The sequence below is a fragment of the Pelomonas dachongensis genome, assembly GCF_043555865.1.
Lineage (GTDB): Bacteria > Pseudomonadota > Gammaproteobacteria > Burkholderiales > Burkholderiaceae_C > Pelomonas > Pelomonas dachongensis.
Window position 1 is genome coordinate 816,552 of the sequence record NZ_JBIGHY010000002.1, and the last position, 20,077, is coordinate 836,628.

Genomic DNA, 20,077 nt, shown 5'->3' on the forward strand with positions numbered 1-20,077 from the left:
GTCATGGCGGCCATGGGTCCGCGGTCGCACACTGGCGGCCATCGCTCAGCCAGGACCCACCATGACCGACCCCGGACACGCCCTTATCACCATCACCCAGCGGCCCGCGACGGTCTTCGTCGAAGGCCACGGCGCCTGGCTCATCGACGAACAGGGCAAGCGCCACGTCGACCTCGTGCAGGGCTGGGCGGTCAACAGCCTGGGCCACAGCCCGGCGCTGATCACGCAGGCGCTGCTCGCCCAGTCGCAGCGCCTGCTGAACCCCAGCCCGGCCTACTACAACCGCCCACTGCTGGACCTGGCCGCGCGGCTGGTACAGCTCAGCGCCTTTGACCGCGTGTTCCTGGCCAGCTCCGGCGCCGAGGCCAACGAGGGCGCGGTGAAGCTGGCGCGGCGCTGGGGCAGCCGGCATCGCAATGGCGCGCACGAGATCATCGGTTTCGAGCACGCCTTCCACGGCCGCACGCTGGCGATGATGAGTGCTTCGGGCAAGCCGGGCTGGGACGCCATCTATACGCCGATGCCGGGCGGATTCACCAAGGCGCGGCTGAACGACATCGCGTCAGTCGAACGCGCGCTGACGCCACGCACCGTCGCCGTGATGATCGAGTTCGTGCAGGGCGAGGCCGGCGTCGTCGTTGCCGAACCGGGCTTTGTGCGCGAGCTGCGGGCGCTCACCGCGGAGCGCGGCGTGCTGCTCATCGCCGACGAGGTGCAGACCGGCGTCGGTCGCTGCGGCACCGCGTTCGCGTATGAGCAGTACGGCATTGAGCCCGATGTGATGACGCTGGCCAAGGGCCTGGGCGGCGGCGTGCCGCTGGCGGCACTGCTGTGCAAGGAGGCGTTCAACTGCTTTGAGCCGGGCGACCAGGGCGGTACGTTCGCGGGCAACCCGCTGATGGCCGCCGTGGGCCTGGCCGTCGTCGACGAGGTGTGCCGGCCCGCGTTCCTGGCCGGTGTGCGGGCGCGGGCAGAACAGCTGTCAGCGGGCCTGCAGGCCATCGCGCGGGAGTTCGACTTGGTGGGCGAGCGCGGCATGGGGCTGCTGCGGGCGCTGGTTCTGCCGACCGACGTGGCAGCGGACGTGGTCGCCGCCGCGCAAGCGCTGGAACCCGTGGGCCTGCTGCTGAACGCGCCCCGCCCTCACCTCATCCGGCTGATGCCTGCGCTGAACATCAGCGCGGCCGAGATGGACGAAGGCCTGGCGCTGATTCGCCAGGCCTTGCGAATCGTGCTTGCCTGAATGGCTTCGCGGGGCGAGCGCCGGGCCGCCCCAAGCCGGCCCGCCTCTGGCGATGTGCGAGCGGGTCACGCCCCGCGAGCATTGCCGTCCTCTCGGGGGACCGACTGGGCTTGCGGGCGTCCAGCACCGCAAGCCCAGGCGAGGGGCTTCAGGTCGTCCCGAAAATCTTGTCGCCCGCGTCGCCCAGGCCAGGAATGATGTAGCCGACCTCATTCAGGTGGCTGTCGATGGCCGCCGTCCAGCAGCGCACGTCAGGGTGGGCGGCTTCCAGCGCCTTGACGCCCTCGGGCGCGGCCACCAGCACCAGTGCGCGCACGTCCCTGCAACCGCGCTGCTTCAGCAGGTCGACGGTGGCGATCATGCTGCCAGCCGTGGCCAGCATGGGGTCGATGATCAGCGCCGTGCGGGCCTCCAGGCTGCCGACGAACTTGTCGAAGTAGTTCACCGGCTTCAGCGTTTCGTGGTCACGCGCCAGGCCCACCACGGACACCTTGGCGTTGGGCAGGATGTCCAGCACGCCGTCCAGCATGCCCAGACCCGCGCGCAGGATGGGCACCACAGTGACCTTCTTGCCGGCGATCTGGTCGCACTCGGCCGGGCCGCTCCAGCAGTTGATGGTGACCTTCTCGGTCGGGAAGTCGGCCGTCGCCTCGTAGGCCAGCAGCCGCGCCACCTCACCCGTCAGCTCGCGGAACTTCTTTGTCGAGATGTCCGCCTCGCGCAGCAGGCCGATCTTGTGTTTGACGAGGGGGTGCTTGACTTCGATGACGGCCATGAGGCCTCCCAGTTTTTCTCAATAGTCAGAATTATCGGCTGCGCTGGCGAAGGGCTTCGTACAGGCACACGCCCGACGCGACGGACACGTTCAGGCTCTCGACCGCGCCGGCCATGGGGATGCGCACCAGCTCGTCGCACGTCTTGGCCGTCAGCTGGCGCATGCCCTCGCCTTCAGCGCCCAGCACCAACGCCACGGGGCGCTTGAAGTCGACGTCGTAGATGGAGCGCTCTGCCTGGTCCGAAGTGCCGACAACCCAGATGTCGCGTTCCTTCAGCTCATTCAAAGTCCGTGCCAGGTTGGTGACCATCAGATAGGGCACCGTCTCGGCCGCGCCGCTGGCCACCTTGGCCACCGTGGCGTTCAGGCCCACGGCGCGGTCCTTGGGCGCAACGACGGCGTGCACGCCGGCGCCATCGGCCACGCGCAGGCAGGCACCCAGGTTGTGCGGGTCGGTCACGCCGTCGAGCACCAGCACCAGCGGCGGGCCTTCGACGGCATCCAGCACGTCGTCCAGCGAATGCGGCTGCGCGAGGGTTGCCACGCGCGCCACCACGCCCTGGTGACGCGGGCTGCCGGCCAGCTGGCTCAGGCGCTCGTCGCTGCTTTCCACCAGCTTCGCGCCGGCCTCCTTGGCGCGGTCGATGAAAGCGCGCATGCGCTGGTCGCGCCGCGCGGGGTCGAAATGCACCTCGGCGACGGACGCGGGGTGGGTCTTGAGGCGGACGGTGACGGCGTGAAAGCCGAACAGGACGGACTTGGGCGAGCTCATGCACGCATTGTCGGCTCAGCGACCCGCTTGCTTTCTGGCGTTCTCCATGACGTTGACCATCGTGTCGGTCCAGAAGCGCGCCTTGTGTTTCGCCAGGTGGTCCAGCAGCGCGTCGTGAGCGGCCCTGTCTACGCTCAGGTGTTCCGCGCCCACGCCGTGGAACAGCAGGTGCACGACCGCGCGCTGGCTCGCCGCCTTCTCCACCAGCGCGATGAGCTGTTCGGCCGTCCAGCCTTCCACGAAGTAGACGGGCGCGGCGTAGGGGTCGAACCCCGAGGTGTCCGTCACCATCGCCGGATTGGCGGCGCGGAAAGCGACGAACTGCGGGCGCAGCGCCGTCACGTAATCCTGCCCGCCCGCCTTCAGGTCGAGGCAGGGCGGCGTGAAGGTGCGACGGGTCTGGCCGTCCAGGCTCTGCAGCCAGGTGTTGGCGGCCAGGATGTGTTCCTGCACCTGCGCCGGTGTCTGCTGATCCAGGTCGCGGTGCGGCTGCACCCACTCGCGGCCCGGGCCCTTGGCCGAGCAGCCGTGGAACAAGCTGTGGTTGCCCAGTTCGTGGCCGGCGGCGGCGGCGGCCTTCCATTCATTCTGGCGGGCCGGCAACGTGGGGCCGTTGATGGGGATGTAGAAGCTGCCACGCAGGCCGCGCCGGTTCAGCGCGGGGATGGCGTGGTCGAGCTGGCTGGGCAGCGCGTCGTCGTAGCCCAGCGTGACGGCGGCCTGCGCGCCGCCCGGCCACACGAAGGGCGCTGCCTGCACGGCGGTGGCCGCGACCAGGCCGAGGACGGCCATCAGCATCTTCTTCATCGTCGTCATCTCCTCAACGCAGCAGTTGCACCGCCATCAACAGCCCGATCAACACCGGCTGATGCACCATGTAGAAACTCAACGACCAGCGCCCCAGCACCGCCAGCGGCCGCGGCGCCGCGCCGCGCCACAACTGCGGCCGGGCGCGCGTGACGACGAAGCCCAGCAGCATGACGCCGAACCACGGCAGCACCGGCACCCAGTCTTCGGTGACGGGCTTGTGCGTGACCAGGCCCAGCCAGTTTGTCCAGCGTGTGTCGAAGAACGGCAGCTGCACCAGCCGTGGCGCTGCAACAGCCAGCGCCGCCAGCGCCAGCAGCGCCGCGTTCGGCAGCCGTGCCAAGCCCAGCCGCAGCAGCACCAGCATGACGGCAATGCCGTGCAGCACGCCGAAGCTGATCCAGCTATTCGGGAACATGAACCACGAGCCCGCCGACACCAGCACCGCGCAGCCCGCCACCTGCGCCCAGCGCCGCCAGAAACGCACGGCGCTCTGCCCGGCGCCCACGGCCAGCGCCTGCCCGCCGCCGGCACAGAACAAGAACAGGCTGACGATGGCCGTGCGCTGCCAGGTCCAGACCGGGTCACGGTAGAAGTCCTGGCGTATCCAGCCGAAGTGGTTCAGGTCGAACGCGAAATGGTAGGTCGCCATCCACACGATGGCCGCGCCGCGCAGCGCGTCGAGACGGTCGGAACGTGAAGGCGCGACAGCCGCGGTCATTGAAGAAGAGGTCAGGGCAACGGCGTGGAGGCCGGATTCTGGACCCGCTGCAGTCGCTGCTCGGCGCGGCGCTGCTGCATGCGCTCCTCGGCGATGCGCCGGCGCGCAATGCGGTCGCCCTCGTCCGGGTCGGCAGCGGCGTGCATGTCCTCGGCACGCACACGGGCGTCGCGGCGCACGCGGTCGCTCAGCTGGCTCTGCGCGGCCTGGGCGTCGCGGCTGATAGCCCAGTCAGCGTCGCGGTAGCGGCCCTGGCCGCTGCGGCACTGGCGCACCCGGCGCACCTCATCCTGCAGGAAACGGCGCTCGGCGTCACCCAGCGTGGTGGAGTTGGCCCGCGTCTCCATGCCACGCAACTCGCCGTCGCCGGGGCAGCTGTTGCCGGCCGGCCCGGGGGCCGCCGGCGCTGCGGAGGCGGGCTCCAGCGCCGCGCGCACGACCTCCGGCTTCAAGCTGTCCACCAGGTTGGGCTGCAGCGTGCGCTCGGACACCGGCTGCCCGGACTGCGGGCAGGGTTTGTCGCTGAACACGACCTTGCCACCCACTTCGCATTTCCAGACCTGCTGCGCCGCCGCGCCCGTCGATGCCAGGCACCAGGCCAGGCTCCATGCCATCCATTTCATCGTCAAGCTCCCGTCTTTGCCCACAATGCGGGCCGTCACCATTGCCACCACCGACCGCGCCATGCCACAGCGCCTTCTCGCCTTCACGATTGCCGCATTGTTCAGCACCGTCGCCCTGCCGCCGGCGTTGGCCCAGAACAAGGCCGCCCAGCCGCGTGCCATCAGCCCCCGCGGCGCACTCGACGCCGAGGAGACGAACAACATCAGCGTCTTCAAACGCGTCAGCCCGTCGGTGGTGCACATCACCACGCTGTCCGTGCAAAGAGATTTCTTCTCGCTGCGCACCAGCGAGCAGCCGCGCGGCACGGGCACCGGCTTCGTCTGGGACGCGGAGGGGCACATCGTCACCAACTTCCACGTCATCCAGGGCGGCGACCGCGCCACCGTCACGCTGGCCGACCAGAGCAGCCACCCGGCCCGGCTGGTGGGCGCCTTTCCCGACCGCGACATCGCGGTGCTGCGCATCGACGCGCCGCGCGACAAGCTGCCCGCCATCCAACTCGGCGCCAGCCGCGACCTGCAGGTGGGCCAGAAGGTCTACGCCATCGGCAACCCGTTCGGGCTGGACCAGACCCTGACGATGGGCATCGTCTCAGCGCTGAACCGCGAGATCGAGGCCGTCACACGCCGCACCATCAAGGGTGCCATCCAGACCGATGCGGCCATCAACCCCGGCAACTCGGGCGGGCCGCTGCTGGACTCGGCGGGGCGGCTGATCGGCGTCAACACGTCCATCTACAGCCCCAGCGGCGCCAGCGCGGGCATCGGCTTCGCCATTCCGGTAGACGAAGTCAACCGCATCGTGCCGCGGCTGATCCGCGACGGGCGCTTCATCCGGCCAGCGCTGGGCGTGACGGCCGGCGCCGAGAACCTGGCGCGGGCGCTGGGCGCGCCCAAGGGCGTGCTGCTGGTGGACGTGGGCAACGGCAGCCCGGCAGCCGCGGCCGGCCTGAAGCCCTTCGGCCGCGACCGCAGCGGGCGCATCGTGCCGGGCGATGTCATCACCGGCGTCGACGGCCAGGCCGTGGCGGATCTGGACGACATGCTGTCGCTGCTGGAGACGCGTCAGATCGGGGAGAAGGTGACGCTGACCGTGTGGCGGGCGGGGCAGACGAGGAAGGTGGTGGCGACGTTGGGGAGTTCGGATTGAGGCGATCAGACTATAGGAACGGCGAGCATGAATAGATCTGATCTCACGAAGCTGCTCCCGAGAAACGGCGCTGATATCGAGAATGCGCGCGCACTCGTCGCCCTCGGATACCCAATGGTCGAGCCAGTACTGACGAGCCTTCTCCAGTGGCTCGAGACGGACGGCTCTCCAGTAGAGATGATCATCAGACCATTCTTCGCGGACCTTGGGGAACCGGCGCTGGAGTTGGTCCGGGATGCGCTGACGGCACCCATCAAGCCTGCCCGGAAGCACGCCCTGCTGCGCTACGTGTTGCCAAGCTGGCCAGCGAGCGTGGTGCAGAAGCTGGCGCCGGAGCTGCACGGCTTCATCCAGCACTACGACTTCTACGGCCTCGACGTTTGGGCATTGCGCCTCCTTGTCGACAAGGGCATCGAGACACATGGAGGGAACGAGCAGTGGAAGGCGCAGAAGATTGAACGGTTGAGGGAGCTGCTCGCCGTACTGGAATCGCCACCTGCAGCGACCTCGTAAAGTAGCGCTCCGCCGAACGCGCCAGCGCGAGCGGCTCAATCAACGCATCGACAGGACACTCCATGGGCGCGCAATGGAAAGCCAAACACAAGGACATCGCGTCCAACGCCAAGGGCAAGCTGTTCGGCAAGCTGGCCAAGGACATCATGCTGGCCGCGCGCGGCGGCGCTGACCCGAAGGACAACGCGAAGCTGCGCATGGCCGTCGAGGCGGCGCGCAAGGTGTCCATGCCCAAGGACACGCTGGACCGCGCCATCAAGAAGGGCGCGGGGCTGACCGGCGAGACGGTCCACTTCGAGCAGGTCATATACGAAGGCTTCGCACCGCACCGCGTGCCAGTGATGGTGGAGGTGCTGACCGACAACACCAACCGCGCCGCGTCGGACATGCGCGTGCTGTTCCGCAAGGGCCAGCAGGGCACGCCCGGTTCGGTGAGCTGGGACTTCGACCACGTGGGCCTTATCGAGGCGGAAGCCGCCACACCCGGCGCGGATGCCGACATGGCCGCGATCGAGGCCGGCGCGCAAGACTTGCTGCCGGCCGACGAGGACGGCGTCACGGTCTTCCTGACCGACCCGACGGACCTGGACCTGGTCAGCCGCGCGCTGCCCGCGCAGGGATTCACCGTGTTGAGCGCCAAGCTGGGCTACCGGCCCAAGAACCCGGTGGACCCCACCAGCCTGAGTGCCGAGCAGCTGGAAGAGGTCGAGAGCTTCCTGGCCGCGATGGACGACAACGACGACGTGCAGCACGTGTACGCCGGGCTGGCCGGCTGAGGCGGGCATGCCGCTGCCCCCGCATGCGCTTGCGACCGTGGCGGAGCGGCGCGGCGTCGACGCGCGCGCCTTCCAGCAAGAGATCCTGCCCGCTGGCCAACCGGTGATTCTGCGCGGCCTCGTCGACGACTGGCCGGCGGTGCAGCGAGGCCAGGCGTCGGCGCGCAGCGTCTGCGAGTACCTGATGGAGTTCTACCAGGGCAAGGTCGTGCCGCTGCTGATTGGCGACCCGGCGGCCCGGCGGCACATCTTTTACCAGGACCTGATGGCGGGTCTGAACTTCGAGCGACGCCCCGCCACCATTTTTGACGGCATGCGGCTGCTGCTGGGCCAGCTGGACGAGGCCGATGCGCCGGCGATCTACATGGAGTCGCTGCCCGTGGCCGACTGCCTGCCCGGCTTCGCTGCGGCGCACGCGATGCCGCTGCTGGGCAACGCCGTGTCGCCCAACATCTGGATCGGCAACGCGGTCAAGGTGCAGACCCACTTTGACCTGAAGCTCAACCTGGCCTGCCTGGTGGCCGGCAAGCGGCGCTTCACGCTGTTCCCGCCCGATCAGTTGCCCAACCTCTACGTCGGCCCGCTGGACTTCACGCCGGCCGGCACGCCGCTGAGCATGGTGACGCTGGACAACCCCGACCTGGCGCGCTACCCGCGCTTCCAGCAGGCGCTGGACGCGGCCCAGGTGGCCGACCTGGAGCCGGGCGACGCGCTGTACATCCCCTACGCCTGGTGGCACCACGTCGAGTCGCTGGAGCCCTTCAACATCCTCGTCAACTACTGGTGGACGCAGACGCAGTCGCCGGTGCACAACTACGACGCGCTGCTGCACGCCGTGCTGGCCTTTCGCGACATGCCGGCGGAGCAGCGCCAGTTCTGGCGCCAGATGTTCGACTACTTCGTGTTCGAGACCGGCGGCGAAGCGCTGGGCCACCTGGCGCCCGAGCACCGCGGCCATCTGGGCCCAGTCACGCCGGAGAAGCTCGCCGCCATCAAGGCCATGCTGGCGGAGTCGCTGGGCCGCCGCTAGCCGGCGACCGCCCGCTGCCAGCTCCTTCCTGTTGCAGAAAATTCGGGACATCAAGCGGCGCACCCATCATGCAAGCCATTGCTTTGCATTAGATTTTTCAGATCAATTCAGGACAGAATTCAGGACACACCGTTTGAATCCATGCTCACAGACCTGCCCAGCCTCGAACGCCTCCTGCGCCGGCGCGGGCCGCTGAGTCTGGCGGAGATCGCAGCAGCGCTGGGCTGCTCCACCAAGACGGCGCAGCGGCTGATTGCCGCGGCAGGCGACGCCGTCGTGGCGGCTGGCCAGACGCGCAGGCGGCGTGTTGCCTGGCGACGCGAAGTCCGCGGCCAGCGCGTCGAGGCGCCGGTCCACCGCATCGACTCCGAGGGCCGACCGCACAGGGTGGGGGTGCTGCGGCCGATCTGGCCGCAGGGCTGCCATCTGGAGGCCACCGCACCTGCGGGAGCCACGCCAGCGGGTGCGCCCGGCGGCTGGTGCGACGGCCTGCCCTACCCGCTTTACGACCAGCGGCCTCAGGGCTTTCTCGGCCGTGCCTTTGCCCGGCGGCACGCGCCCGGCCTGGACCTCCCGCGTGACCCGCGCGACTGGGACGACGACGCGCTGCTGCTGGGCCTGAGCGCCTTTGGCGACGACCTGCCCGGTGAGCTGATCGTGGGTGACGCCGCGCTGCGTCGCTTTCTCGACGCACGGCTGGCCCCGGCCCGGCCCATCCCCGAACCCGAGCTGCCCGCCACCTACACCGCCCTGGCCGCGCAGGCGATGGACGGCGGCTTGCCCGGGTCACCGGCCGGCGGCGAGTTCCCCAAGTTCACCGCCACGCGCGCGTTGCCCGGCATGGCCACGCCACATTGCGTCGTCAAGTTCAGCGGCGCCGATGACTCCGCCACCGTGCAGCGCTGGCGTGACCTGCTGGTCTGCGAGCACGTGGCCGCCGAGGTGCTGGGCGAGCAGGCGGCGCGCACGCGACTGGTGGCGCATGAGGGCCGCCACTTCCTGGAGAGCGAGCGCTTCGACCGTGTCGCTCTGCACGGCCGGCGCGGCGTGGTCAGTCTGGCGGCGGTCAATGCCGGCCTCGTCGGCGCGTCGACGGACGACTGGACGACCGTGGCCACGGCGCTCGTCGCTCGGGGCCTGCTGAGCGCGGACGACGCCGAGCGCCTGGCCGAGCGCCAGTTGTTTGGCCTGCTCATCGCCAACAGCGACATGCACGGCGGCAACCTGGGTTTCTTCCACCACGCGACGGGACTGCGCCTGGCGCCGAGCTACGACCAGTTGCCCATGCGCTACGCCCCGCAGGCCGGCGGCGAGGTGTTGTCACCGCCGCTGGCGCCCCGCCTGCCGCTGCCGGCGCAGCGCGAGCGCTGGCAGCGCGCGGCAACGCTGGCCATGGCCTTCTGGCGCGTGGCCGCCGAGGACGCACGGATCAGCCCGGCATTCCGCGCGCTGTGCGCCGGCAACGCCCGCGCGCTGGAACACGCCATGGCCCTGGCATGAAGCGTTCGCTCATCGCGCTGTCAGCCCTGGCCCTCGGACTGGCTGCTGTGAACCTAGCCGCCGGCGAATGGCTGACGCGGCCAGTCCGCACCGCCATCGGCGCGCCCCCGGCGGGGCTGAACGCCGAAGCAGTCAGCATCCACCACGGCGACGGCCAGCACGTCGCCGGCTGGTTCCTGCCTGGCCGCGCGGGCGAAGGGGCCGTGCTTCTGCTGCACGGCGTGCGAGGCAACCGGCTGCAGATGCTGGCGCGCGCCCGCTGGCTGCAGCGTGAGGGCGTCTCCTGCCTCATCGTCGACCTGCCGTCGCATGGCGAAAGTAGCGGCGATCGCATCAGCTTCGGCCGCCACGAGGCCGCGGGTGCCGACGCCGCACTGGCCTGGCTGCGGCAGCGCCTGCCGGGCGAGAAGGTCGGCGCCATCGGCGCGTCGCTGGGTGGCGCGTCGCTGCTGTTCGCCAGGCGCCAGCCGGAGCTGGACGCACTGGTGCTGGAGTCGGTCTACCCGACCATCACCGACGCGGTGCAGGACCGGCTGGAGATGCGCCTGGGTCCACCGGGCCGCTGGCTGGCGCCCTTGCTGCTGGTGCAGCTGCCGCTGCGGCTGGGCATCAGTGCTGACGAACTGCGGCCCGTTGCCGCGATCCCCGGCGTGCGTGCGCCACTGTTGGTCGCCTCCGGCACCGAAGACCTGCACACGCGCTGGCCGGAGACCGAAGCGCTGTTCGCCGCTGCGAGGGCGCCCAAGTTGCTGTGGCCGGTGGCCGGTGCGGCGCACGAAGACCTGCACGCCTTCGATGCCGCCAGCTACGAAATCCGGCTGCTGCCCTGGCTGCAAGCACAGCTGCGCAAGTCCCCGGGCTGACGGGGCCAAGCCCGGCTCGGCAAGATGTCGCCATGAACGCCCTGCCCCCGCTTTCCATCCTTGACCTGGCGCCTGTCGTCGAAGGCGCCACCACGCGCGAAGCGCTGCTGAACAGCCTCGACCTGGTGAAGCTCGCCGACGACCTGGGCTACACGCGCTACTGGGTCGCCGAACACCACAACATGGAAGGCGTGGCCAGTTCGGCCACGGCGGTGCTGATCGGCCAGCTGGCGGCCGCGTCTCGACGTATCCGTGTCGGCGCGGGCGGCATCATGCTGCCCAACCATGCGCCCCTGACCATCGCCGAGCAGTTCGGCACGCTGGCCGAGCTGTTCCCCGGGCGCATCGACCTGGGCCTGGGCCGCGCGCCCGGCACCGACCGGCCGACCATGCGCGCGCTGCGCCGCAGCCTGGAGAGCACGGGCGAGGATGCCTTCCCGAACGACGTGCTGGAGCTGCAGGGCTACCTCGCGCCCGAAGCGCCTGGCGCCGTTGTCCGCGCCGTGCCGGGCCAGGGCACCGAGGTGCCGATCTGGCTGCTGGGCTCCAGCCTGTACAGCGCGCAGCTGGCCGCCTACCTCGGCCTGCCGTTCGCGTTCGCGTCGCACTTCGCGCCCGACATGCTGATGCAGGCGCTGCAGATCTACCGCAGCACCTACCAGCCCAGCGCGCGGCACCCGAAGCCGCACGCGATGGTGGGGCTGAACGTGGTGGTGGCGCCCACCGACGAGGAGGCACGTCACCTCTTCACGTCGGCGCAGCAGCGCTTTCTCGGCATGGTGCGCGGCCAGCGCGGTAAGCTGCCGCCGCCGGTGGCGGGCATGGAGGCGCTGTGGTCCGCCACGGAGCGCATGCAGGTGGAGCGCATGTTGGACGAGGCCGTCGTCGGTTCGCCCGAGACGGTGCGCGCCGGCCTCGCGGCCACGCGCGAGCGCACGCAGGCAGACGAGTTCATCGTCGCCACCGCGGTGCACGACCACGCCGCGCGGCGGCGGTCCTACGAGTTGCTGGCGGGGCTGCCCGGCTGATCTGCCGGCGGCGGCAGGCGCTGCAGCTGCGCCGAGGCCAGCGATACGTACAGCGCCGGCGACAGCAAGCGCGACACGCCGCTGGCCACCAGCGCGCAGGCCATCAGGCTCAGCACCATAGCGTGACCGTCCACCATCTCCATGACGATGATGAAGGAGGTCAGCGGTGCCTGGGTCGTCGCGGCCAGAAAGCCGGCCATGCCCAGCGCGATCAGGGCCGGTGCATGGACGGCGGCGAGGCCGCTGAAGTGCGCCACATCCGCCCCCCAGGCCGCGCCGATGGACAGCGACGGCGCAAAGATGCCAGCCGGCACGCCGGCCCAGGCGGTCAGCCAGGTGGCGATCAGCTTCAGCGGCGCGAACAGCCAGGCCTGTGCCGCCGTGCCGTCGGCGGACTGGCCGCGCAACAAGGCCTGCGTGTGTTCATAGCCGCCGCCGAAGACGGCGCCGTCCGTCACCACGCCGATGATGGCCACGGCCAGCCCGCAGGCCGCTGCGAACCACAGCGGCTGACGCCGGCGCCAGCGTGACAGCCGCCCGGGCGCCGGGCCGGCCAGGCTCATCACCAGCAGGCGCGAGAACAGGCCGCCCAGCAGGCCACAGCCCAAGGCCAGCAGCAGCGCCGGCCACCACAGGGCGCCGGTGAGCTCGACGACATGAATGACGCCGAAATAGGTGCCGTTGCCGTAGAAGGACACGCCGACCAGGCCGGCCAGCACGATGCCGGCGATCAACAGGCCGGAGCTGCGCTGCTCGGGCCTGCGGGTCAGCTCCTCGATGGCGAACATGACGCCGCCCAGCGGCGTGTTGAAGGCTGCCGCGATGCCGGCCGCGCCACCGGCCGTCAGCAGCCCATGGGCGCTGACGGTAGCGCCCTCGGGCAGCCAGCGCCGTGCGGCGTGCATGATGCCCGCGGCCACCTGGACGGAAGGCCCCTCGCGCCCCAGCGACAGACCGCCGAGCAAGCCACCGGACGTCAGCATCACCTTGGCCACGGCCAGGCGCACGGACACGAAAAGCCCGCGCTGCTCAGGCGCCACCGCGGGGTCCAGCGCAGCCATGACCTGAGGAATGCCCGAGCCCGCCGCCCCCGGCCACCAGCGCCGCGTGGCGGCCACGATGAGCACGGTGCACAGCGGCGTCCACAGCAAGGGCGCCCACGGCCACCGCTCGCGGCCCAGATGGAACAGCACCAACGCCGACTCGCCCAGCCAGGTGAAGAACACGACGCAAAGCCCCGCCAAACCCGCAAACGCGATGACCAGCGCTCGCGTGGCCCACAGGCGCCAGTCGGACAACTCGCGCTGGACGTGCGGCAGAGGGTCGTGGCGCTTGATCATCGAGGTGGCGTCCGAGGGGTGGTCTATTTGATGCGCTGTTTTTCGAGCTTGCGCGCCAGCGTGCGCCGGTGCATGCCCAAGCGCCGCGCGGTCTCGCTGATGTTGAAGCCGGTCTCGGCCAGCACCTCGTGGATGCGCTCCCACTCCAGCGTCTTGATGTTCGCCGTCTGCCGCTCGGTGAGCTCCACATCGGCATCGCCCTGCTTGCGCGCAAACGCGGCCTCGATGTCGTCGGTGTTGGCCGGCTTGGCGAGGTAGTGGCAGGCGCCCAGCTTGATGGCCTCCACGGCAGTGGCGATTGACGCATAGCCGGTCAGCACGACGATGAGCACCTCGGGATCCCAGCCGTGCAGGTATTGCACGCAGGTCAGACCCGAGGCGCCGCCGGCCAGCTTCAGGTCCACGACCGCGTGGCCCAGCTCCTGGTCGTCGGGCAGCGCCTCCAGCAGCAGCTTCATGTCGTCCAGCCCGGTGGCGCGCACGACCCGCCAGCCACGACGCTCGAAGGAGCGCGTCAGCGTGCGGGCGAAGCTGTCGTCGTCTTCGACGATGAGCAGCAGGCGATCTTCTTCACGCATGGGGTGTCCTGGGCAATAACGATGCCAGCGGCAGCGTGAGGGTGACCTCGGCGCCACCGTCGTCGAGGTTGCGCGCCTCCAGCCGGCCGCCCAGTGTGCGGGCGACGTTGACGGACAAGAACAGGCCCATGCCGCGGCCATGCTGGCCCTTGCTGCTCTGGTAGGGCTCGCCGAAATGCGCCAGCCGCTCGGCGTCGAAGCCCGGGCCGCGGTCGAGGACGCTCAAGCACAGGTGGTCCTCGTCCGGGCAGCTTGCCTGAAGCACCAGCGGCAGGCCCGGCGCGGCCTCGGCGGCGTTGTCCAGCAGGTTGGCGACGACCTGCTGCAGCGCGCTGTCTGAAATCATCTGACGGTCCGGCAGACCCTCGCTGATCAGCACCAGCTGGACTTGCGGATGCGCTTCGCGCCAGCTGTCAGCCAGGCCGTCGATGAAAGCCTGCAGCGTGGTCAGCCGGGGCGCCTCGCCGCGCATCTCGCCGGCTGACATCAGGATGCCGGTCACGATGGCCTTACAGCGCAGGATCTGGCGCTGCATCTCCTCGATCTCCTCGCGCAGCTCGGGCTCGGCCGCGAACGGCGCCATGTGCGCCCAGTCGCCCAGGATGACGCTGAGCGTGGCCAGCGGCGTGCCCAGCTCGTGCGCGGCGCCGCTGGCCAACAGGCCCATGCGCACGATGTGGGTCTGCTCGGCGGCACGCTGCTGAGCGGCGGCCAGCTCGGCGTCGCGTTGGCGCAGGTTGCGGTTGATGCGCACGAGGAACACGGCCAGCAGGCCAACGTTCAGCAGGAAGCACAGCAGCAGGCCACCCAGGTAGTTGGGCGACAGCGTGGTGGGCTCGGTGGGGTCCAGCACGAGCGGCCGGTGCCACTGCGTCAGCAGCACGAAGCCGGTCACGGTGCTGAGCACGATGGCCCACAGGTAGCCCGGCCGCAACAACACGGAGGCCACGGCGACCTGCAGCAGGTAGAGGTAGATGAAGGGGTTGTCGCTGCCACCGGCCAGGTACAGCTGGCCGGTCAGCACGGCCACGTCGACCAGCAAAGCGATGCACAGCTCCAGCTGCGAGACCGGGCTGAACAGCCGGTTGCGCCACAGGCTGAACAGGTTGAAGGCCACCAGCACGCCCAGCAGCGTCAGCATCTCCACCAGCGGCAGCGCGATGGACAAACCCAGGTGCACCACCAGGACGGTGGCAAGCTGCCCACCCACGGCCAGCCAGCGCAGCTCGATGAGCTGGCGCAGGTTGGCCTGGCCGGCGCGGCGTTCGGGGGCTTCGGCAGCGGGTGCCGCCAGTGTGGTGGTGTCGGTCAAGTCAGGGTTCCGGGACGGCGGCGCTCTTCGCGCCACAACCACCCGGCCGCTGCCGCGGCCATGGCCGCCAGCGCGGCCCAGGTGGCGGCGTAGACGGCGTGATTGTTGGCGAAACGCACCACCGTCAGCCCCGGGCGCGGCGAGCGCTGCGGCTGGGTCGGGTCCGCAGACTCGTCGACGAAGAACGGCGCGACCGGGCCGGGGACTCGCAGCTGCGCGGCGATGCCGGCCACATCGCGCGAGAACCAGCGGCCGGCAGCGGGGTCGTTGGCACGCAAAGGGCCGCCGAGTGGCTCGGTCAGGCGCAGCAGGCCGACCAGCTCGACAGGGCCGGCCGGCGCGGCACGCGACTCGGGCGCGCGCTGCGCCGGGGGCACGAACCCGCGATTGACGAGCACCGCACGGCCATCTACCAGCCGCAGAGGCGCCAGCACCCAGTAGCCGCCGCCCAGTTCGGTGTTGGCCTGCACCAGCACCTCGCCCGGCTCGAAGCGCCCCTGCAGCCGCAGGCGGCGGTACTCGTCGGCCTTGCCAACATCACCGGCCGGCGGCGCGACCGGCTCGGCCGTCAGCCGCTGCTCGACGCGGGCGATCAGGTCCTGCTTCCAGCCGAGGCGTTGGACTTGCCAGACAGCCAATGCGACAAAGCCGACGCTGGCGAGCGCGGTGAAGACGATCAGCGCGATGCGCGCGGCACGGGCCATATCAGCTTCCTTCAGGTTGCGCCCGTCGTGCATTCATCGGGCCGAGCGCCGGGCCGCTCCGAAGCCGGCCCGTCTGGTGATGCTTGCGGCTCGATGCCGCAAGCATCGCCGTCCCCTCGGGGGACCGACCAGGCCCGCCCGCGTCCAGCGGGAGCGGGACTGGGCGAGGGGCTTCACATATTGCGCATCGCCGCAGGATCGGGCGTCGGCATCATGTTGGTGTTCATGTGATACATCACCCAGACCGAGCCGGCCAGCATGATGACCACCAGCGCCACCGTGAACAGCAGCGCCAGCATGGACCAGCCGCCCTCTACCTTGGCGTTCATGTGCAGGAAGTACACCATGTGCACCACCATTTGCACGGCCGCGAAGCCGAGGATGATGAAGCCCGTCATCTTGGGGCTGGGCAACACCTTGCCCATGACCAGCCAGAACGGAATGGCCGTCAGGATGACCGCGAGCACAAAGCCGATGGCGTAACCCTTCACGCTGACGTGGAAGTCCTGCTCGCCGTCGAAGCTGTCGTCATCACCGTGGTGACCGTGGAGATCGTGGTTGGCGGCCATCACATCACTCCCATGAGATAGACGAAGGTGAAGACGCCGATCCAGACGACGTCCAGGAAGTGCCAGAACATCGACAGGCACATCAGGCGGCGGCGGTTGGGCGCGGTGAGGCCGCGCTTTTGCACCTGCACCATCAGCACCACCAGCCAGATGCAGCCGAAGGTGACATGCAGGCCGTGCGTGCCCACCAGCGTGAAGAAGCTGGACAGGAACGCGCTGCGCGCTGGGCCGGCGCCCTGGTGGATGAGGTGGTGGAACTCGTAGATCTCGATGGCGAGGAAGCCCAGGCCCAGCAGGCCCGTGACGGCCAGCCAGCCCAGCACCTGCGCCTTCTTGCGCGCCTGCATGCCCACCATCGCCATGCCGTAGGTGATGGACGAGAACAGCAGCAGCGCCGTGTTGATGGCCACCAGCTGCAGGTCGAACAAATCGGCGCCCGACGGGCCGGCCGCATAGTTGCGGCCCAGCACGGCGTACACGGCAAACAGCACCGCGAAGATGAGGCAGTCGCTCATCAGGTAGAGCCAGAAGCCCAGCATGGTGCTGTTGGGCGGGTGGTGGTGGCCGTCGTCGTAGAAGACGACCGGGGCACCGGAAGTGGCGGTCACGCTTGCGGTCATGGGTGTGCTCTGTCGCTCAATCGATCAGGCCAGGGCGTCGAGCGCGCGGCTGCGCTCGTTCTCGGCGAGGGTCACGGCGTCGGCCTTGATGTGGTAGTCGCGGTCGTAATTGAAGGTGTGCACGATGGTCGCGACCACCGTGGCCACCAGCAGTGCCAGCGCGATCCAGTACATGTGCCACACCAGCGCGAAGCCCATCGCGGTGGCGAGCATCGCGATGACGAAACCGGCCCACGTGTTGCGCGGCATGTGGATGTCCACGAAGCCGGTGCGCGGGCGCTGGTGGCCGCGGGCCTTCATGTCGTGCCAGGCGTCCATTTCATGGGCCACCGGCGTGAACGCGAAGTTGTAGTCCGGTGGCGGCGACGAGGTGGCCCACTCCAGCGTGCGGCCGCCCCAAATGTCGCCGGTCACGTCGCGCAGCTGCTTGCGGCGCATCACGCTGACGGCGATCTGAACCAGGAAGGCGGCGATGCCCAGCGCGATGATGCCCGCGCCCACCGCCGCGATCACGAACCAGATCTGCAGCGACGGGTCGTCGAAGTGGCTGACACGCCGTGTGACGCCCATCAGGCCCAGCACGTACAGCGGCGTGAACGCGACCCAGAAGCCGATGAACCAGCACCAGAAGCTGACCTTGCCCCAGAAGGCATCGAGCCGGTAGCCGAAGGCCTTGGGGAACCAGTAGTTGATGCCCGCGAAGATGCCGAACACGACGCCACCAATGATGACGTTGTGGAAGTGCGCGATCAGGAACAGGCTGTTGTGCAGCACGAAGTCCGCCGCCGGCACCGCCAGCAGCACGCCGGTCATGCCGCCCACCGTGAAGGTGATCATGAAGCCCATCGTCCACAGCATGGGCACCTCGAACTGGATGCGTCCGCGGTACATGGTGAACAGCCAGTTGAAGATCTTCGCCCCCGTGGGGATGGAGATGATCATCGTCGTGATGCCGAAGAAGCTGTTGACGCTGGCCCCCGAGCCCATCGTGAAGAAGTGGTGCAGCCAGACCAGGTACGACAGGATGGTGATGACCACCGTCGCGTAGACCATGGACGCGTAGCCGAACAGCTTCTTGCGGCTGAACGTGGACACCACTTCGGAAAAGATGCCGAAGATGGGGAGGATCAGGATGTAGACCTCCGGGTGGCCCCAGATCCAGATCAGGTTCACGTACAGCATGGCGTTGCCGCCGAGGTCGTTCGTGAAGAAGTTGGTGGCAAGGTACCGGTCGGCGGTCAGCAGCGCCAGCGTGGCGGCCAGCACGGGGAAGGTCGCGACGATCAGCACGTTGGTGCACAGCGAGGTCCACGTGAAGACGGGCATCTTCATCAGCGTCATGCCCGGCGCGCGCATCTTGACGATGGTCGCGATCAGGTTGATGCCGGACAGCGTCGTTCCCACCCCTGCCACCTGCAATGACCACAGGTAGTAGTCCACGCCGGGGTCGGGGCTTGCCAGGATGCCCGACAGCGGCGGGAAGGCCAGCCAGCCGGTCTTGGCGAACTCGCCGACGAACAGCGAGATCATCACCAGGATGGCGCCACCCGCGGTCATCCAGAAGCTGAAGTTATTCAGGAACGGGAAGGCAACGTCGCGCGCGCCGATCTGCAGCGGCACGACGTAGTTCATGAAACCCGTCACCAGCGGCATGGCGACGAAGAAGATCATGATGACGCCGTGCGCCGTGAAGATCTGGTCGTAGTGGTGCGGCGGTAGAAAGCCGGCGTTGTCACCGAAGGCCATCGCCTGGTGGGCACGCATCATGATCGCGTCGGCAAAGCCGCGCAGCAGCATGAGGATGCCCAGCAGCATGTACATGATGCCGATCTTCTTGTGGTCGATGCTGGTGATCCAGTCTCGCCACAGGTGGCCCCAGAGCTTGAACTTTGTGATCAGCGCGAACACGAGCAGGCCGCCGAGGGCCACGGCGAGGAAGGTCGCGATGAGGATGGGCTCATGCAACGGGAGGGCATGCAAGCCCAGCCGGCCGAAGACCGGGTGGAGCTCTTCAGGGTAGACGGTCATCGGTCAGACTCAGTTCTGAGACGCGAGGGAGGTGGTCAGCGCGGCAGGTTCCAGCGCCAGGCCCAGCGGATTGACGGGGGTGCACAGCGCGGCCACGACGGTGCGCTCGCGCACGACGCCATCCAGCGCCTGCCACGGGCTGCGCATCGTGCCGGCCACGCCGCCCTTGCCGGCGCCGCCGGCGGCGTCGATGGCCATCATCTGGCTGGCGCACATCTTCTGGCCGTCGACGCAGCGATCGACGATTGCGCCCCACAGGCCCGGCTCGATGCTGGCGAAGCGCTGCACCGGGTCGCGGGTGCTGGGCTGCTCCAGCTTCAGGTACCCCTCGCGGGTCAGCGTGTTGCCGCTGGCCTGGTTGGCAGCGATCCAGCCGGCGAAGTCAGTGTCCGACAGGCCGTGGAACTTGAAACGCATGCCCGAGAAGCCGGCCCCGCTGTAGTGCGCCGACAGGCCGTCGTAGATGCCGGCCTTGTTGATGACGGCGTGCAGCTGCGTCTCCATGCCCGGCATCGTGTAGATCATGCCGGCCAGCGCCGGCACGTAGAAGGTGTTCATCACCGACGTGGAGGTGAAGCGGAAGTGGATGGGCCTGTCCACCGGCGCCGCCATCTCATTGACGGTCGCAATGCCCTGCTCCGGGTAGATGAACAGCCACTTCCAGTCCATCGACACGACGTAGACCTCCAGCGGCTTCACGCCCGGCACCAGCGCCTTCTCTTCGGAGATGCGGTCCAGCGGGCGGAATGGGTCCAGCTTGTGCGTGCTGATCCAGGTGATCGCGCCCAGCGCGATGATGATCAGCAGCGGCGCGCCCCAGATCACCAGCTCCAGCCGGGTGGAATGGTCCCAGTCGGGCGCGTAGGTCGCCTCGGCGTTCGACTGACGGTAGCGGAACGCGAAGAACAGCGTCAGCGCGATCACCGGGACAATGATCAGCAGCATCAGCAGCGTGGAGGTGACGATGAGATCGGCCTGCTGCTGGGCAATGTCACCATGCGGCTTCATCACGATGCCACTGCAGCCACTCAATGCGACGATGGCTGACAAGACCAGGCCGCGGGTGAGGAGAGAATTTTTGGAGTACATCCTGAGTGACGCGCGAGGGTTAACGATCTTGCACGA

At 69.0% G+C, this 20,077-nt stretch carries 21 protein-coding genes; 8 read left to right on the plus strand and 13 right to left on the minus strand.

Annotated features, from left to right (window positions below; translation table 11 throughout):
- The first annotated feature begins 61 nt into the window (after positions 1 to 61).
- On the plus strand, positions 62 to 1,243 hold the full coding sequence (locus ACG02S_RS08310; protein WP_394469968.1) for an acetylornithine transaminase: 1,182 nt from the start codon (positions 62 to 64) through the stop codon (positions 1,241 to 1,243).
- 148 nt (positions 1,244 to 1,391) lie between these two features.
- On the opposite strand, the gene upp is transcribed toward ACG02S_RS08310, so the two are convergent.
- From upp to ACG02S_RS08335, 5 genes are read right to left on the minus strand one after another with little or no spacing between them, the layout of a single operon-like run.
- Positions 1,392 to 2,018, minus strand: coding sequence for a uracil phosphoribosyltransferase (gene upp, locus ACG02S_RS08315; RefSeq protein ID WP_394469969.1), 627 nt, complete (start codon positions 2,016 to 2,018; stop codon positions 1,392 to 1,394).
- A gap of 31 nt (positions 2,019 to 2,049) precedes the next feature.
- Positions 2,050 to 2,790 carry a 23S rRNA (guanosine(2251)-2'-O)-methyltransferase RlmB gene (gene rlmB, locus ACG02S_RS08320; RefSeq protein WP_394469970.1) on the minus strand — a complete coding sequence of 247 codons (741 nt, stop codon included), beginning with the start codon at positions 2,788 to 2,790 and terminating at the stop codon, positions 2,050 to 2,052.
- A gap of 15 nt (positions 2,791 to 2,805) precedes the next feature.
- A complete protein-coding gene (locus ACG02S_RS08325) occupies positions 2,806 to 3,597 on the minus strand; it encodes a polysaccharide deacetylase family protein (RefSeq protein WP_394469971.1) in 792 nt (263 codons plus the stop codon).
- Positions 3,598 to 3,610: 13 nt separating this feature from the next.
- Positions 3,611 to 4,318: an acetyltransferase domain-containing protein gene (locus ACG02S_RS08330; protein ID WP_394469972.1), complete on the minus strand. Its 708-nt coding sequence runs from the start codon at positions 4,316 to 4,318 to the stop codon at positions 3,611 to 3,613.
- An 11-nt stretch (positions 4,319 to 4,329) separates the two neighbouring features.
- Positions 4,330 to 4,941: a DUF4124 domain-containing protein gene (locus ACG02S_RS08335; protein ID WP_394469973.1), complete on the minus strand. Its 612-nt coding sequence runs from the start codon at positions 4,939 to 4,941 to the stop codon at positions 4,330 to 4,332.
- Positions 4,942 to 5,002: 61 nt separating this feature from the next.
- Here ACG02S_RS08335 and ACG02S_RS08340 point away from each other — a divergent pair, with 61 nt between their 5' ends.
- The 7 genes from ACG02S_RS08340 to ACG02S_RS08370 all read left to right on the plus strand — a co-directional run bounded on the left by ACG02S_RS08340 (position 5,003) and on the right by ACG02S_RS08370 (position 11,801).
- Positions 5,003 to 6,091: a S1C family serine protease gene (locus ACG02S_RS08340; protein ID WP_394469974.1), complete on the plus strand. Its 1,089-nt coding sequence runs from the start codon at positions 5,003 to 5,005 to the stop codon at positions 6,089 to 6,091.
- A gap of 27 nt (positions 6,092 to 6,118) precedes the next feature.
- The gene (locus ACG02S_RS08345) at positions 6,119 to 6,604 is read left to right on the plus strand and encodes a hypothetical protein (protein WP_394469975.1); all 486 of its coding nucleotides are present in this window, start codon (positions 6,119 to 6,121) and stop codon (positions 6,602 to 6,604) included.
- Between the two features lie 62 nt (positions 6,605 to 6,666).
- Positions 6,667 to 7,380 (plus strand): YebC/PmpR family DNA-binding transcriptional regulator, encoded by a 714-nt coding sequence (locus tag ACG02S_RS08350; protein ID WP_394469976.1) that lies wholly within the window; start codon positions 6,667 to 6,669, stop codon positions 7,378 to 7,380.
- A 7-nt stretch (positions 7,381 to 7,387) separates the two neighbouring features.
- The gene (locus tag ACG02S_RS08355) at positions 7,388 to 8,410 is read left to right on the plus strand and encodes a cupin-like domain-containing protein (protein WP_394469977.1); all 1,023 of its coding nucleotides are present in this window, start codon (positions 7,388 to 7,390) and stop codon (positions 8,408 to 8,410) included.
- A 141-nt stretch (positions 8,411 to 8,551) separates the two neighbouring features.
- Positions 8,552 to 9,910, plus strand: a complete 1,359-nt coding sequence (gene yjjJ, locus ACG02S_RS08360; RefSeq protein ID WP_394469978.1) for a type II toxin-antitoxin system HipA family toxin YjjJ — start codon at positions 8,552 to 8,554, stop codon at positions 9,908 to 9,910.
- Entirely contained in the window at positions 9,907 to 10,773 is an 867-nt protein-coding gene (locus tag ACG02S_RS08365) for an alpha/beta hydrolase (RefSeq protein WP_394469979.1), read from the plus strand. Before yjjJ ends, ACG02S_RS08365 begins: the two co-directional genes overlap by 4 nt.
- Positions 10,774 to 10,814: 41 nt before the next feature.
- Positions 10,815 to 11,801: an LLM class flavin-dependent oxidoreductase gene (locus ACG02S_RS08370; RefSeq protein ID WP_394470157.1), complete on the plus strand. Its 987-nt coding sequence runs from the start codon at positions 10,815 to 10,817 to the stop codon at positions 11,799 to 11,801.
- Here the strand turns inward: ACG02S_RS08370 and ACG02S_RS08375 are convergent.
- The 8 genes from ACG02S_RS08375 to cyoA all read right to left on the minus strand — a co-directional run bounded on the left by ACG02S_RS08375 (position 11,771) and on the right by cyoA (position 20,041).
- On the minus strand, positions 11,771 to 13,141 hold the full coding sequence (locus tag ACG02S_RS08375) for a chloride channel protein (RefSeq protein WP_394469980.1): 1,371 nt from the start codon (positions 13,139 to 13,141) through the stop codon (positions 11,771 to 11,773). The two genes, ACG02S_RS08370 and ACG02S_RS08375, sit on opposite strands and share 31 nt — an antisense overlap.
- 23 nt (positions 13,142 to 13,164) lie before the next feature.
- Positions 13,165 to 13,719, minus strand: coding sequence for a response regulator transcription factor (locus ACG02S_RS08380; RefSeq protein ID WP_394469981.1), 555 nt, complete (start codon positions 13,717 to 13,719; stop codon positions 13,165 to 13,167).
- Positions 13,712 to 15,031, minus strand: a complete 1,320-nt coding sequence (locus ACG02S_RS08385; RefSeq protein ID WP_394469982.1) for an ATP-binding protein — start codon at positions 15,029 to 15,031, stop codon at positions 13,712 to 13,714. Before ACG02S_RS08385 ends, ACG02S_RS08380 begins: the two co-directional genes overlap by 8 nt.
- Positions 15,028 to 15,735: an SURF1 family protein gene (locus ACG02S_RS08390; RefSeq protein ID WP_394469983.1), complete on the minus strand. Its 708-nt coding sequence runs from the start codon at positions 15,733 to 15,735 to the stop codon at positions 15,028 to 15,030. The genes ACG02S_RS08385 and ACG02S_RS08390 overlap by 4 nt, the downstream gene beginning before the upstream one ends.
- Before the next feature lie 173 nt (positions 15,736 to 15,908).
- The gene (cyoD, locus tag ACG02S_RS08395) at positions 15,909 to 16,304 is read right to left on the minus strand and encodes a cytochrome o ubiquinol oxidase subunit IV (RefSeq protein ID WP_394469984.1); all 396 of its coding nucleotides are present in this window, start codon (positions 16,302 to 16,304) and stop codon (positions 15,909 to 15,911) included.
- Positions 16,304 to 16,924, minus strand: a complete 621-nt coding sequence (gene cyoC / locus ACG02S_RS08400) for a cytochrome o ubiquinol oxidase subunit III (RefSeq protein WP_394469985.1) — start codon at positions 16,922 to 16,924, stop codon at positions 16,304 to 16,306. Before cyoC ends, cyoD begins: the two co-directional genes overlap by 1 nt.
- A 24-nt stretch (positions 16,925 to 16,948) precedes the next feature.
- Positions 16,949 to 18,952 carry a cytochrome o ubiquinol oxidase subunit I gene (gene cyoB / locus ACG02S_RS08405; RefSeq protein ID WP_394469986.1) on the minus strand — a complete coding sequence of 668 codons (2,004 nt, stop codon included), beginning with the start codon at positions 18,950 to 18,952 and terminating at the stop codon, positions 16,949 to 16,951.
- A gap of 9 nt (positions 18,953 to 18,961) precedes the next feature.
- Positions 18,962 to 20,041, minus strand: a complete 1,080-nt coding sequence (cyoA, locus tag ACG02S_RS08410; RefSeq protein WP_394469987.1) for a ubiquinol oxidase subunit II — start codon at positions 20,039 to 20,041, stop codon at positions 18,962 to 18,964.
- Positions 20,042 to 20,077: the final 36 nt, after the last annotated feature.

Excerpts from the sequence above, each read along its gene's own strand:
- ACG02S_RS08310 (WP_394469968.1), top strand. The coding sequence starts at position 62 with ATGACCGACCCCGGACACGCCCTTATCACCATCACCCAGCGGCCCGCG.
- upp (WP_394469969.1), bottom strand. The coding sequence starts at position 2,018 with ATGGCCGTCATCGAAGTCAAGCACCCCCTCGTCAAACACAAGATCGGC.
- rlmB (WP_394469970.1), bottom strand. The coding sequence starts at position 2,790 with ATGAGCTCGCCCAAGTCCGTCCTGTTCGGCTTTCACGCCGTCACCGTC.
- ACG02S_RS08325 (WP_394469971.1), bottom strand. The coding sequence starts at position 3,597 with ATGAAGAAGATGCTGATGGCCGTCCTCGGCCTGGTCGCGGCCACCGCC.
- ACG02S_RS08330 (WP_394469972.1), bottom strand. The coding sequence starts at position 4,318 with ATGACCGCGGCTGTCGCGCCTTCACGTTCCGACCGTCTCGACGCGCTG.
- ACG02S_RS08335 (WP_394469973.1), bottom strand. The coding sequence starts at position 4,941 with ATGAAATGGATGGCATGGAGCCTGGCCTGGTGCCTGGCATCGACGGGC.
- ACG02S_RS08340 (WP_394469974.1), top strand. The coding sequence starts at position 5,003 with ATGCCACAGCGCCTTCTCGCCTTCACGATTGCCGCATTGTTCAGCACC.
- ACG02S_RS08345 (WP_394469975.1), top strand. The coding sequence starts at position 6,119 with ATGAATAGATCTGATCTCACGAAGCTGCTCCCGAGAAACGGCGCTGAT.
- ACG02S_RS08350 (WP_394469976.1), top strand. The coding sequence starts at position 6,667 with ATGGGCGCGCAATGGAAAGCCAAACACAAGGACATCGCGTCCAACGCC.
- ACG02S_RS08355 (WP_394469977.1), top strand. The coding sequence starts at position 7,388 with ATGCCGCTGCCCCCGCATGCGCTTGCGACCGTGGCGGAGCGGCGCGGC.
- yjjJ (WP_394469978.1), top strand. The coding sequence starts at position 8,552 with ATGCTCACAGACCTGCCCAGCCTCGAACGCCTCCTGCGCCGGCGCGGG.
- ACG02S_RS08365 (WP_394469979.1), top strand. The coding sequence starts at position 9,907 with ATGAAGCGTTCGCTCATCGCGCTGTCAGCCCTGGCCCTCGGACTGGCT.
- ACG02S_RS08375 (WP_394469980.1), bottom strand. The coding sequence starts at position 13,141 with ATGATCAAGCGCCACGACCCTCTGCCGCACGTCCAGCGCGAGTTGTCC.
- ACG02S_RS08380 (WP_394469981.1), bottom strand. The coding sequence starts at position 13,719 with ATGCGTGAAGAAGATCGCCTGCTGCTCATCGTCGAAGACGACGACAGC.
- ACG02S_RS08390 (WP_394469983.1), bottom strand. The coding sequence starts at position 15,735 with ATGGCCCGTGCCGCGCGCATCGCGCTGATCGTCTTCACCGCGCTCGCC.
- cyoD (WP_394469984.1), bottom strand. The coding sequence starts at position 16,304 with ATGGCCGCCAACCACGATCTCCACGGTCACCACGGTGATGACGACAGC.
- cyoC (WP_394469985.1), bottom strand. The coding sequence starts at position 16,924 with ATGACCGCAAGCGTGACCGCCACTTCCGGTGCCCCGGTCGTCTTCTAC.
- cyoB (WP_394469986.1), bottom strand. The coding sequence starts at position 18,952 with ATGACCGTCTACCCTGAAGAGCTCCACCCGGTCTTCGGCCGGCTGGGC.
- cyoA (WP_394469987.1), bottom strand. The coding sequence starts at position 20,041 with ATGTACTCCAAAAATTCTCTCCTCACCCGCGGCCTGGTCTTGTCAGCC.